Raw genomic sequence first — 12308 nt, 5'->3', positions numbered from 1 at the left:
CCGCGTCTCAACTGGCTACGAGACGTTTCGGAGTCGCCATGTCGATTCTTTACTCCCGGATCGGGTTGTGCGGCCACCGAATCGGGTGGTCATCGGAACGGGTTGGTGACCGGAGGGTCAGCCGGTCGCACCGACTTCTCCACCGCCTCCAGCTCCGCCCGGGGCACGTCGCCCACCGCGTAGCCGACGCCGGCGCGCAGTGCGAGGCGGACGCCGTTCGTGAAGACCAGTTCGACGTCGCGCGAGGTCTCGCGGGTGCCCGCCAACGTCCACGACGTCTGCACGGTGAACGGGATCAGCATCTGGAGGCCCTCGCCGAACCGCACGCTCCGCGCGATCTGGAGCGCCCGGTCCCTGTTGTCGCGGAAGCCTTCGACGGTCACGGTCGCCCACGCTCCCGGCGCCCACTCGAAGGCCAGGTGTGAATCCGTCCACAGCGCGCGTTTGCCGTTGACGTCCGGCATCCTCTCGCCGCGCGGCACGCCGATCCTGCCGGGCGCGTGCACCGTCACGCCGGCGGCCTGGTCGCCGTTCTGCTCCGGTCGCAGCACGATCTCCTGGCGCTCGCGCCCGGTGAGGTACATCTCCGGCTCGAACCCGCCCGCCGCCTCGACGCTGATCGTGCGCACCAACGGGTCGAAACTGCCGGCGGCCGGCCGCGGTTGTTCGGAAGGCCGCAGCAGCAACGGCACCACGCCCGCCACGATCAGCACGAACACCCCGGCCGCCACCACGCGCAACGCCTTCTCGCGCTTCCCGGCCGTGATCGCCCGCTGGACGCTGACACCGTCGGAAGCGGGAACGTCCACGGTCCGCAACGGCTCGAACAGCCGTGCACCGTCCTCTTCGGACACTTCAGGCCTCATCGAGTCACTCCCAACCGCGTGCGCAGGGCCGCGAGTCCGGCCGAGGTCTGGCTTTTCACCGTGCCTTCCGAGCACCGCAGGACCTGGGCGACCTCGGCCACCGGCAGGTCGCAGAGGAACCGCAGCACGAGCACCGCCCGTTGCCCCGGCGGCACCCGCATCAGGGCGACCCGGACTTCCTCGCGCGTCTCGAAGTCCGGGTTCGCGACCGCGGGAAACCCGTCCACGCGGTCGAACAGGCGCACGCGGCGCCATGGCCGTCTGCGCTCGTTGAGGTACGTGCGGACGAGGATCGTGCGCACGTACGCGTCGATGTCGTCGGCAGCCTTGGCCTTCCGCCAGTTCAGGTACAGCCGGGTGATCGCCACCTGCACGACGTCATCGGCCGTGTGCACGTCGCCGCTGAGCAGATAGGCGGTGCGGCGCAACCAGGGCAACGCCGCGGTGACGTACTCGGTGTACTCGTGGTCAGCCAACCCTCCCCCTCCCCGTCGCACTCAAGACACGGCGCGGAGGAGGGCAGGTTGGGTGACCTGGGTCACACGGTCGGCTGGCGCAGTGGAAGCCCGGCGGCCCGGTAGATCGAGTCGATCACCGTCATGTTCTTCACCGCGTCGTCCGCGGTCGTCGGGAACGGCTTGCCGTGCAGCACCGCGTCGGTGAACGCGTCCAGCTGGTAGGCGTAGGTCGGGCGCTTGCCGAACGTCTCCGAAGTGCTGTGGTTCTTGAGCTTCAACGACAACCGGTGGAACGCTTGCGGGCCGAGCGGGTTGAGGACGCGCAGCGTGCCGTTCTCGCCGATGGCCTTCATGGACAGCTTGAGCACCGCGGACGACCACAGCGACGCGTGCACGGAACCCGTGTGGCCGGACGGGAAACGCAGCGACGCGCGCATCGCCCGGTCGATCGACGGCCCGCGCAACAACGCCCGCGCCGACCGCACCTCGGGTTCTTCGTCGCCCAGCAGGCGCGCCATGTGCACGGAGTAGCAGCCGGCGTCCATCATCGCGCCGCCCGCGAGCGAGTAGTCGTAGCGGATGTTGGAGAGCATCGGCAGCGGGAAGCAGACCGAGGCCTCGACGTGCCGCAACGGGCCCAGCACGCCGGACTGGATGATCTCGGCCACGCGCATCGCCAGCGGGTGGTACCGGTAGTGGAACGCCTCCATCACCACGAGACCGGAACCACGGGCGGCGTCCGCCACGGCAGCGGCTTCCGCGGCGTTGGCGGTGAACGGCTTCTCGCACAGCACGTGCTTGCCGGCTTCCAGGGCGGCCAGCGTCCACTTGCCGTGCAGGCCGTTCGGCAGCGGGTTGTAGACGGCGTCGACGGCCGGGTCCGCGAGCAGGTCCTCGTACGACCCGTGCACGCGGGCAATGCCGTGCTTGTCGGCGAAGGCCTGGGCTCGCGCGGCCGAACGGGCGGCGATCGCCACGACCTCGGCGACGGTGGAGGAGCGGGCCGGGCGGACGACGGCGGGCGGCGTGATCATGGCCGCGCCGAGCACTCCGATGCGCACGTGGTCTGTCACGCGGCCGACCCTACACCTCCGCAGTTAACGGCGTTTACTCCGTCGGATCGGTTTCCCGCGGTTACGGTGTCCGGCATGGACGTCCTCGTCGTCGATCATCCGCTCGCCAAGGCGAGACTCACCACCATGCGCGACGCGCGCACCGACAACGCCGCTTTCCGCGCCGCGTTGCAGGAACTCACCGTCATGCTGGTCTACGAAGCCATGCGCGAGGCGCCGCTGGCGGAGGACCGCACGCACACGCCCGTCGCGCGCACCACCGGCTATCGGCTGGCGAACCCGCCGTTGCTCGTGCCGGTGCTGCGGGCCGGTCTGGGCATGGCCGACCAGGCGCACAAGCTGATCCCGGACGCCCAGATGGGGTTCGTGGGGCTCGCCCGCGACGAGGAGACGCTGCAGCCGACGCCGTACATGGAGTCGCTGCCGGAGGACCTCGCCGGACGCCCGGTGTTCGTGCTCGACCCGATGCTCGCGACCGGCGGTTCGATGGCTTACACGATCCGGTTGCTGACCCAGCGCGGTGCGACCGACGTGACGGCCGTGTGCGTGCTCGCCGCGCCCGAGGGCATCAACCATCTCGAGGACTCGAAGCTGCCAGTTCGTCTCATTACGGCGTCGGTGGACGAGCGGTTGAACGACAGCGGCTTCATCGTGCCTGGTCTGGGCGATGCCGGTGACCGTCTGTACGGAGCGGTTTAGGACATACCTCCGATCGGACGTAGCAGTGGTCTAGACCTCAGGCCTATCGTGCTCTGGACCACATCGCCGCTGCCGCATCGATTGAGGAGTCACATGTCCAGACGGAGATGGGGTGTCGCCGCACTCGCGGTCGGCGCCCTGTCCGCGTCGCTGGCCCACGCGCCCGCGAACGCAGACGTCGAGACCAATGGGCACCACGGCTATTCGAAGACCCGCACCGTCGGGTACTTCATCCAGTGGGGCGTGTACGACCGGAACTTCCGGGTGAAGAACCTCGTCGACAGCGGGGCCGCGGCGCGGCTCACGCACCTGAACTACGCCTTCGGCTTCCTCGACGAGTCGGGCAAGTGCATCAGCGCCGACCCGTGGGCGGACTGGCAGATGCCGCACACCGCCGAGCAGTCCGTGAGCGGCAAGGCCGACGAGGCAGGCCAGCCGCTGATGGGCAACCTCAACCAGCTCAAGCAGCTCAAAGCCAAGTACCCCAAGCTGAGGATCAACATCTCGCTGGGCGGCTGGACGGGCTCGCGCTACTTCTCCAACGCCGCGCTGGACGACGTCTCGCGCGCCGCGCACGTCAAGTCGTGCACCGACATGTGGATCAAGGGCAACCTGCCCGGCATGCCGGAGGGTGCCGCGAAGGGCGTCTTCGACGGCATCGACCTCGACTGGGAATGGCCTGCCAGCAACGGCAACATGACCCCGCCGAACGTCGTTCGCCCCGAGGACAAGCAGAACTTCACCAAGCTGCTCGCCGAGTACCGCAAGCAGATGGGCTGGAACCGCGACCTGACCGCGTTCCTGCCGGCCGACCCGGTCCAGGTCGATCGCGGCTTCGAGGTCTCGAAGGTGTTCTGCTACCTCACCTTCGGCACGCTGCAGGGCTATGACTACCACGGCGCGTGGGACGCTCCGGCGAACCAGCAGTCCGCGCTGCGCGTGCCCCAGGGCGACCCGTCGGAGTTCGAGTTCAGCTCCGAGGTGACGGTCAACGCCTGGCTGCGGCGCGGTGCTCCGCGCTCGAAGGCCGTGCTCGGTGTTCCGTTCTACGGCCGCGGCTGGGACGGCGTCGCCCCCGGCACGCGCAACGGCCTGTTCGGCACCGGTGTGCCGGCGCCGGCCAAGTACGAGGCGGGCTACGAGGACTTCCACCGCATCAAGGCGAAGCTCTCCGAGCCCGGCAACACCTACAAGATCTACCGCGACGAGCGCGCCGGCTTCGCGTGGATCTACGACGGCAAGACCTGGTGGACCTACGACGACGCGACGGAGATGAAGCGCAAGGCTCGCTTCATCAACGACCGCAGGCTCGGTGGAGCGATGATCTGGTCGCTCGACGGTGACACCGCACAAGGTGAACTGATCAAGGCGCTGGACGGCGCTCTCAGGTGATGCCCTGCAGTTAGGCCGCGCAGAAGACGAACTGTCCGGATCGGACAGTTCAGCGGGTCCGGGGAGGTTTCGCGGCGGCCGCCTCCCCGGATTCCGTCAACCACCCACGGCCGTGCGCGCGCAGCGCCAGCTCGTAGGTGGCGGCGGGATCGATGCCCTGCGGCAGGTTGCCGTTGAGCTCCAGGCTCACCAGGCCGTGCGCGATGCCCCACATCGACATCGCGATCTGCTCCGGCTCCTCGTCGACGAAGACCCCTCCCTCGACCGCGCGCCGCACGGTGTCGATCACCGGCGCGAACGTCCGCCCGGCCGCGCGGCTCATCGCCTTCGTCGGTTCGACGACCTTCGAGTACAGCACCGAGTAGAAGTGCGGGTCCGCGAGCGCGCTGCGCCGGTACGCGAGCCCGATCTGGACCAGGTCCTCCGCGGGGTCCTCGGTGACCGGCACCGCGGCCAGGTGCGTGCCGAACCGGTGGAACGCCTCGTCGTAGAGCGCCTCGAGCAGCGCCGGTTTGCCGCCGAAGAGGGAATAGACCGCCGTGGTGGACGTGTTGACGTCGGTGGCGATCTTGCGCAGGCTCACCGCGGCTGGGCCCTCGGTGCTGAGCAGCTCGCCCGCCCGTTCGAGCAGACGCCGTCGCAGCGCGTCGTCGTGGGTCTTGGGCCTGGGCATCACGCAATCCTAACGGCCTCTGGCTTGAGTGGTATCACATTGGTACCGTGCCTGGAATGGCGATGACCTTGCGGTTGACCGAAGAGGAGAACCTGCGGCTCGCTGAACTGGCGCAGTCCGAGGGCCGCTCCAAGCAGGAGGTCGTGCGGCTGGCGATCGCGGACCGTTACCAGCGCATGCAGCAGGAAGAAAAGCTCGGCGAGGTACTCGGGCGAGTCCTGCCCAAGTATCGAGGTCTTTTGGATAGGCTCGGATCTTCCTGAAACTGTCAGACCTCTGTGATCAACTGGGTGCTGTGATCTCCTACCTCGACGCCGGGGACCTCTTGGTGCTGGCCACGGCTGTGACCGGCGGCGACCTCGTCGTCCGGGACATCGGCCTGCTGGACACGGCGGCCTACCGTCCTCGCGCCACCGTGCTCGGCGTGGAGGCCTACGACACGCTGTGGCTGAAGTCCTCCGCATTACTTGACTCGATCGTGCGAACCCGCCCTCTGGTCGAGGGAAACTGGCGGCTCGGCTGGGTCTCCGCCGTCACGATGTGCGACATCAACGGCTACTGGATCGACGCGGACGAGGACGACGCGCTGGGTCTGGTGAGAGCCCTGGGACGTGACAAGATCGACGTCCCGGAGATGGCCGGCCATCTCGAAGCGTGGGGACTCCCGAAGGATTCCGCTTGACCTAGAGTGCGCTCTAGCTCGTAGCGTCGAACCCGTGAGTTACTCGATAGCCCAAGCCGCGCAGCGCAGTGGGTTGTCCATCGACACCTTGCGCTACTACGAACGAATCGGGCTCGTCGACCCGCCCGCGCGTGACTCGGGTGGTCGCCGCAGCTACTCGGAGGACGACCTCGGCTGGCTGGCCTTCGTGACGCGCCTGCGCACGACCGGCATGCCGATCCGCATGATGCGTGAGTTCGCGCAGCTCAGACACGGCGGCGACCTGACAGCAGGACGCCGCAAGCAGATCCTCGTGGAGCACCGCAACGACGTCCGCGCCCGCGTGGCGGAGCTGCAGACGTCCCTGGAGGTGCTCGACTACAAGATCGACCACTACGCGCTGGTCGAGCGGGACTTGGAGGCGACGGCGTGAGCCGTTTGTTGGGATCGTTGGAGGTCGGGCCGCAGGGGCTCGGCTGCATGGGAATGTCGGAGTTCTACGGCGCCGGCGACGAGTCGGAGTCGATCTCGGTGATCCACCGGGCCCTGGAACTCGGGGTGACGCTGCTCGACACGGCCGACATGTACGGGCCGCACCTGAACGAGGAACTCGTGGGCCGAGCCATCGCGGGCCGTCGTTCCGACGTCGTGCTGGCCACGAAGTTCGGCATCGTGCGCGACGGCGACCGTCGTGGCGTGCGCGGCGACCGCGAGTACGTGCGGTCGGCCGTCGAGGGCTCTTTGCAGCGGCTCGGCACGGACGTGATCGACCTGTACTACCTGCACCGGGTGCCGGCGGACACGCCCATCGAGGAGACCGTCGGCGCGATGGCCGAGCTGGTCACCGAGGGCAAGGTGCGGTTCCTCGGCCTGTCCGAGGCCGGTGCCTTGACCCTGCGGCGCGCCCACGCGGTGCACCCGATCACCGCTCTGCAGAGCGAGTGGTCGCTGTGGTCGCGGGACATCGAGGCCGAGATCGTGCCGACCGCCCGTGAGCTGGGCATCGGCCTCGTGCCGTACTCGCCTTTGGGCCGTGGCGTGCTGACCGGCCGTTTCACCTCCGCCGCCGATTTCGGCGAGGGTGACTTCCGCGGCGTCGCACAGCCGCGGTTCACCGGCTCGAACCTCGACGCGAACCTGAAGATGGTCGCCGAGCTTCGCGCACTGGCCGAGGAGCGCGGCGTCACCGCCGGGCAGCTGGCGCTGGCCTGGGTGCAGCACCGCGGCTCGGACGTGGTGCCGATTCCGGGAACCAAGCGGATCAAGTACCTGGAGGAGAACGTCGCGGCGGCCGCCCTGGAGCTGTCCGCCGACGATCTCGCCGCGATCGAGGCCGCCGTACCCGCCTCGGCCGTGGCCGGTGACCGGTACCCGGACATGAGCTCGATCGGCCGTTAGAACACACGTTCGAAGATATCCCCAGGGTTGTCCACAGGTTGGGGACAACAGGCTGTGGACAACCCTGGGTTCATGTGGACAACTGGGCCGCCACGGTGGCGCCGAGCTCCCAGCACGCCTCCAGGTCGGCCTTCTCCGGCTCACCCGTGACGACCACGTGCTGGGCCGCCTTCTCCCAGCCCAACCCGGTAGTGGCCGTCTCCACGCTGCGCACCGCACCCGTCGTGTCGTTGTTGCCGTGCACGTAGAGCCCGAACGGCCTGCCGCGCGTGGAATCCAGACACGGGTAGTAGATGGTGTCGAAGAAGTGCTTCAACGCACCGCTCATGTAGCCGAGGTTCGCGGGCGTGCCCAGCAGGTAACCGTCGGCTTCGAGGACATCCACAGCGGTTGTGGACAACGCGGCTCGCCGCACCACCTCGACGCCCTCGATCTCGGGGGTGGTGGCGCCGGAGAGCACGGCCTCGAACATCGCCTGGAGGGCGGGCGACGGCGTGTGGTGGACGATCAGCAGCCTCATGCGCCTGTTAGTACCAGTCGAAGCCGAGATCGGGCTCAACGAAGTGGTGCGCCCGTTGCGTCAGAGTGGTGCGGGCGAGAGGTTCTTGTTGTTCCAGAACGGAACCCCGCGGCCCGACAGACGTCTAGAAGGGTGTACACAGGAGGGACCATGAAGACCACCGCCCTTATGACCACCAGTCCTCGTCAGCGTCGCATCACCTGGGGTTTCGGCCTTGCGGTCAGCATCGGGATGATCGGGATCGGCCCCCTCTTCGCGTCGGTGTGGCCAGGGTTCGACCACAGCCCGTGGGACGTCAACACGATGTTGTTCGGGCTCGGCGTGGGGCTCTGCGCGATCGCCTACATCTTCGGGCGGATCGCGGTCGCGGCAGTGACCGAGGGGCGCCGCAACGCGATCGCCCCGCCGACCAGAAGGGCCTACCTGGTGGCCGGCGGGGGCTTCGCTCTTGCCGCGCTGTGCCTGATGATCGCGGTCGCTAGCTGACGAGCTCCGTCACCCGTTCCCGCAACTCGGCCAACCTGGCCTTCGCCGTCGCACGGGCGGACTCCAGTCCGTCCGTGACCGGCTCGACGACTTCCAGGTACGCCTTGAGCTTCGGCTCGGTGCCCGACGGTCGCACGATCACGCGCACGCCGTCCGCCGTCCAGCGCAGCACGTCCGCGCCGGGCAACAGGTCTTCCGACGCGAAGTCGGCGGGCGGTGCCGAACGCAGCCGTGCCATCGTCGCGTCGATCAGCGACAAATCGGTGTACCGCAAGGAAACCTGGTCGGTCAGATGCAGGCCGTGGTCCAGCGCGAGCTGGTCCAGCGCGTCCAGCAACGTGCGACCCGAGGCCTTCAGGCCCGCGGCCAGGTCAGCGGCGACGACGGCGGCCGAGATGCCGTCCTTGTCGGCGACGAACGCCGGGTCGACGCAGTTGCCGAGTGCTTCCTCGTAGGCGAACACCAGACCTTCGCCCGCCCGCGCCAGCCACTTGAAGCCGGTCAGCGTCTCCGCGTACCGGGCTCCGTGCGCCACCGCGATCGACTTCAGCAGTGACGAGGACACGATCGTCGTTGCCACCAGCGGATCCGCGGAGTCGGTGGTCGACAGCACGAGCGAGCCGAGCAGCACGCCCGTCTCGTCACCGCGCAACATCCGCCACGACGAACCGTCCCGCACGCCCAGAGCGCACCGGTCGGCATCCGGGTCCAGGGCGATCGCCAGGTCCGCGTCCACCGATGCCGCAAGGGAAAGCAGCTCGTCGGACGCGCCGGGCTCCTCGGGGTTCGGGAACACCACGGTCGGGAAGTCCGGGTCCGGCACCGCCTGTGACCTCACCACGTGCACGTCGGTGAAACCCGCGCGCCGCAACGCTTCCACGGCGAACGCGCCGCCGACGCCGTGCATCGGCGTCAACGCGATCTTCAACGTCCGCGCCTGACCGGACGGCAGCGACGCCACCCGTTCCAGGTACGCGTCGATCTCGGCGTCCGACACCGTCGAGTACGAGGGTGAACGCGGCACCGACACGGCCGCGGGAACGGCCTCGATCGCCTTCTCGATCTCCCCGTCCGCCGGAGGCACGATCTGCGAGCCGCCGGTCAGGTAGAGCTTGTAGCCGTTGTCCGCGGGAGGGTTGTGCGACGCGGTGATCTGAATCCCGGCCACCGCGCCGTGCGACCGCACCAGGAACGCCAGCACCGGCGTCGGCAACGGCCCCGGCAGCACCCGCACGTCGAAGCCCGCGGCCGCCATCACCTCGGCGGCCGCGACCGCGAACTCCTCCGACCCGTGCCGGGCGTCGCGACCCACGAACACCAGCCCGGAGGTCCCGAGCCACGACGCCAGCCCGGCGGTCGTGCGGACCACCGTGGCGACGTTCATGCCGTTCGTGCCCGCCCGCACCGGTCCGCGCAGCCCGGCGGTGCCGAACGTCAGCGGACCGGCCATGCGATCGGAGAGGTCCTCGAGAGCAGCGGGATCGCCGCCCATCGCGCGCGCCAGCACCCCCTGCAACTCCTCGCGGGTCGCCGCGGAGGGGTCGTCGGCGATCCACCGGAACGTCGCGTCACGCAGGGCCGGCGTCAGGCTCATGCGCGGTCCACCAGCTCGCGCAGCAACGTGCCCATGCGCTGGGCAGCGGCGGCGCCCGCCTCCAGCACCTCCTGGTGGTTCAGCGGCTCACCGGTGATGCCCGCCGCGAGGTTCGTGACCAGCGACAGACCGAACACCTCGACACCCTCGGCGCGCGCGGCGATGGCCTCGTGCACGGTCGACATGCCGACCAGGTCCGCGCCCAGCGTGCGCAGCATCCGGATCTCGGCGGGCGTCTCGAAGTGCGGTCCGGGCAGCCCCGCGTACACGCCCTCCTCCAGCGAGGAGTCGATCTCCTGCGCCAGCTTCCGCAGGCGCGGCGAGTACAGGTCCGTCAGGTCCACGAACCGGGCGCCGACCAGCGGCGACAGCGAGGTCAGGTTCAGGTGGTCGGAGATCAGCACGGGCTGCCCGACGGACATGCCCTGCCGCAGGCCACCGGCGGCGTTGGTCAGCACGACCGTCGACACGCCAGCGGCCGCGACCGTGCGCACGCCGTGCACGACCTTCTGGACGCCCTTGCCCTCGTAGCCGTGGGTGCGGCCGAGCACGACGAGGACCTTCTTGCCGCCCACCTCGACGGAACGGATGGTGCCGCCGTGGCCGAGCGCGGTCGGCGCCTCGAAGCCCGTCAGCTCACCGATCGGGATCTCGGTGGCCGGCTCACCGATCACGTCGGCGGCGGGCCGCCAGCCGGAGCCGAGCACGATCGCGATGTCGTGCTTCGCCACGCCGGTGCGGCTCTGGATCTCTTCCGCGGCCTTGCCGGCCAGCTCTTCTGGAGTCACCGCGAGAGCTTAAACCGGTGCGAAGGTGGAGGCGATCGCGTCGAACAGCCGCACCCGCGCCTCGTCCTCCTGCTCCGTCGGCACGACGACCTCGATCACCCACAGGTCGCCGCGATAGGGGAGCACACGGGAGAAGTGCGACCGCCGCAACGTGTTGGGCTCGTCACCCTCCACCGTCCGGTAGATGAACTGGATGCTGTCCTCGTTGCGCGGCCCGGCGAGGTTCGGCGTCGGCACCTTCTCACCGCCGAAGAACCGGTTCGGCCACCGCGACTGCACGGAGGACGTGTACGTGTTGATGTTGCGCTTCGGGTAGAAGTCGGCGAACCGCTGCACCGTGACCTCGTACGCGCCCGTGCCCGACACGAAGTGCACCACCGAGGAGAGGGGCACGAACTTGTCGGCCGAGCGCTGTTCGGCGTACGTCGACCAGCTCGGATCGACGTTCAGCGTGAACTTCCCGCCCTGGTCGCCGCTCGCGGTCTCGGCCGACGCGGTTCTTTGCACCAGCGCCGCCGACGTGGGCAGGGTCGGTAGCGTCTGGAGTGTCTGCTCGGTCGGCGGCAGCAGCGGAGCGCCCGCCGCGAGCCTCGTCAGCGCGAACCCGCCGCCTGAGCCCGCCACGAACAGCAGCATGGCCGCGGCCAGCAGGAACGTGGTGGCGACCCGCCCGCGCGGCCGCTGCGGCGAGATCGGCTTGGTGAGCATGAACGGCAACGGGCCGGGGTCGTCGGCCAGCGGTGCGTCCGGCTCGATCTTCGGCTTCGGCCGCACGACCACCGGCAGCGGCAACGCCTCGCGGACCTCGAACGCGTCGGTGCCGGGTTCCGGCAGCAGCGCGTAGACCTGCCTGCGCACGTCGACCAGCGACAGCCGTTCGGCCGGGTCCTTCCGCATCAACCCGCTGATCACCGGCGCGAGCCGCCCGGCGCCCGCGGGCACCGGCACGTCGCCGTTGATCACCGCGTTGATCGTCTGCATGACGTTCTTGCCGACGTACGGCGGCTCGCCGGCCATGGCGGCCCACACCGTCGCGCCGAGCGACCACCGGTCCGCGGCCGCCGACACGTCACCGCCCTGCGCCACCTCGGGGGCGATGTAGGCGGGCGTGCCCAGCGTGATGCCCCGCGCGGTCATGGTGGCCTCGGCGACGTTGCGCGCGATGCCGAAGTCGGTGAGCTTGACCCGGCCGTCGTCCGCGATCAGCACGTTGCCGGGCTTCACGTCCCGGTGCGTGATGCCGGCCCGGTGCGCCGCCGCCAGCGCCGCCGCGACCGCGTCCAGCACCGCCGCGCCCTGCTTCTCGGTGAGGCAGCCCTGCTCCTGCAGCAGTTCGCTCAGACTGCGCGACGGCACGAGCTCCATCACCACGTACGGGTCGCCGTCGTGCTGCACGACGTCGTAGAGCGTCACGAGGTTCGGGTGGGACAACGCCGCGATGGCCCGCGCCTCGCGCATGGTGCGTTCGCGCAGCTGAGCTGCCTCGACCTCGGGCATGCCGGGGGTGTGCAGGATGCCCTTCACGGCGACCTGCCGGCCCAGCACCTCGTCGCGGGCGGCCCACACGGTGCCCATCGAGCCCTGACCGAGCACGTGCAGCAGCTGATATCGATCCGCGATCAGGCGCTTTGGATCAGCTTTGTCCACGACTCAATTCTTCCTGACACACTGACTGCATCGTTAACGGCGGTGAACCTCAC

General features: G+C 69.2%; 15 protein-coding genes. 7 read left to right on the top strand and 8 right to left on the bottom strand.

From position 1 onward, the window contains the following. Window positions 1–89 precede the first annotated feature (89 nt). The 3 genes from G7043_RS05880 to G7043_RS05870 all read right to left on the bottom strand — a co-directional run bounded on the left by G7043_RS05880 (window position 90) and on the right by G7043_RS05870 (window position 2397). Window positions 90–866 carry a hypothetical protein gene (locus G7043_RS05880; protein WP_166044499.1) on the bottom strand — a complete coding sequence of 259 codons (777 nt, stop codon included), beginning with the start codon at window positions 864–866 and terminating at the stop codon, window positions 90–92. Then, window positions 863–1342: a SigE family RNA polymerase sigma factor gene (locus tag G7043_RS05875; protein WP_166044498.1), complete on the bottom strand. Its 480-nt coding sequence runs from the start codon at window positions 1340–1342 to the stop codon at window positions 863–865. Before G7043_RS05875 ends, G7043_RS05880 begins: the two co-directional genes overlap by 4 nt. A 62-nt stretch (window positions 1343–1404) precedes the next feature. Next, complete coding sequence (locus G7043_RS05870; RefSeq protein WP_166044497.1) at window positions 1405–2397, bottom strand: Gfo/Idh/MocA family protein; 993 nt, start codon at window positions 2395–2397, stop codon at window positions 1405–1407. 75 nt (window positions 2398–2472) lie between these two features. Between G7043_RS05870 and upp the strand changes: the two genes are divergently transcribed. Together upp and G7043_RS05860 are read left to right on the top strand one after the other, a co-directional pair. Continuing rightward, window positions 2473–3096: a uracil phosphoribosyltransferase gene (upp, locus tag G7043_RS05865; protein ID WP_166044496.1), complete on the top strand. Its 624-nt coding sequence runs from the start codon at window positions 2473–2475 to the stop codon at window positions 3094–3096. A 93-nt stretch (window positions 3097–3189) separates the two neighbouring features. After that, window positions 3190–4488, top strand: coding sequence for a glycoside hydrolase family 18 protein (locus G7043_RS05860; RefSeq protein ID WP_166044495.1), 1299 nt, complete (start codon window positions 3190–3192; stop codon window positions 4486–4488). Window positions 4489–4537: 49 nt separating this feature from the next. Here the strand turns inward: G7043_RS05860 and G7043_RS05855 are convergent, their stop codons facing one another. Beyond that, on the bottom strand, window positions 4538–5161 hold the full coding sequence (locus G7043_RS05855) for a TetR/AcrR family transcriptional regulator (protein WP_166044494.1): 624 nt from the start codon (window positions 5159–5161) through the stop codon (window positions 4538–4540). A gap of 56 nt (window positions 5162–5217) precedes the next feature. On the opposite strand from G7043_RS05855, the gene G7043_RS05850 reads away from it, so the two are divergent. Genes G7043_RS05850 through G7043_RS05835 form a run of 4 tightly spaced genes read left to right on the top strand, consistent with a single transcriptional unit; the run spans window position 5218 to window position 7220 of the window. After that, on the top strand, window positions 5218–5424 hold the full coding sequence (locus G7043_RS05850; protein ID WP_030478506.1) for a ribbon-helix-helix protein, CopG family: 207 nt from the start codon (window positions 5218–5220) through the stop codon (window positions 5422–5424). Window positions 5425–5456: 32 nt separating this feature from the next. After that, window positions 5457–5843 (top strand): type II toxin-antitoxin system death-on-curing family toxin, encoded by a 387-nt coding sequence (locus tag G7043_RS05845; RefSeq protein ID WP_112264858.1) that lies wholly within the window; start codon window positions 5457–5459, stop codon window positions 5841–5843. A 34-nt stretch (window positions 5844–5877) separates the two neighbouring features. After that, a complete protein-coding gene (locus tag G7043_RS05840) occupies window positions 5878–6255 on the top strand; it encodes a MerR family transcriptional regulator (protein WP_166044493.1) in 378 nt (125 codons plus the stop codon). A 47-nt stretch (window positions 6256–6302) separates the two neighbouring features. Beyond that, window positions 6303–7220, top strand: a complete 918-nt coding sequence (locus G7043_RS05835; protein ID WP_166044954.1) for an aldo/keto reductase — start codon at window positions 6303–6305, stop codon at window positions 7218–7220. A gap of 70 nt (window positions 7221–7290) precedes the next feature. Here G7043_RS05835 and G7043_RS05830 read toward each other — a convergent pair whose 3' ends face one another. Beyond that, the gene (locus G7043_RS05830; protein WP_166044492.1) at window positions 7291–7740 is read right to left on the bottom strand and encodes a flavodoxin family protein; all 450 of its coding nucleotides are present in this window, start codon (window positions 7738–7740) and stop codon (window positions 7291–7293) included. 150 nt (window positions 7741–7890) lie between these two features. Here G7043_RS05830 and G7043_RS05825 point away from each other — a divergent pair, with 150 nt between their 5' ends. After that, window positions 7891–8226, top strand: coding sequence for a hypothetical protein (locus G7043_RS05825; protein ID WP_242641839.1), 336 nt, complete (start codon window positions 7891–7893; stop codon window positions 8224–8226). On the opposite strand, the gene G7043_RS05820 is transcribed toward G7043_RS05825, so the two are convergent. The 3 genes from G7043_RS05820 to G7043_RS05810 are packed head-to-tail and all read right to left on the bottom strand — an operon-like array spanning window position 8219 to window position 12255. Continuing rightward, a complete protein-coding gene (locus G7043_RS05820; RefSeq protein ID WP_166044491.1) occupies window positions 8219–9820 on the bottom strand; it encodes a phospho-sugar mutase in 1602 nt (533 codons plus the stop codon). The genes G7043_RS05825 and G7043_RS05820 overlap by 8 nt on opposite strands. Further along, window positions 9817–10608, bottom strand: a complete 792-nt coding sequence (locus tag G7043_RS05815; RefSeq protein WP_166044490.1) for a purine-nucleoside phosphorylase — start codon at window positions 10606–10608, stop codon at window positions 9817–9819. Before G7043_RS05815 ends, G7043_RS05820 begins: the two co-directional genes overlap by 4 nt. A 9-nt stretch (window positions 10609–10617) precedes the next feature. Next, window positions 10618–12255 carry a serine/threonine-protein kinase gene (locus tag G7043_RS05810; RefSeq protein ID WP_166044489.1) on the bottom strand — a complete coding sequence of 546 codons (1638 nt, stop codon included), beginning with the start codon at window positions 12253–12255 and terminating at the stop codon, window positions 10618–10620. Window positions 12256–12308 lie beyond the last annotated feature (53 nt).

Origin of the sequence: Lentzea alba (assembly GCF_011067745.1) — a bacterium.
Classification (GTDB): Bacteria; Actinomycetota; Actinomycetes; order Mycobacteriales; family Pseudonocardiaceae; genus Lentzea; species Lentzea alba.
Note: the sequence above shows the minus strand (reverse complement) of the source record. Positions and strands in the feature narration are given on the sequence as shown.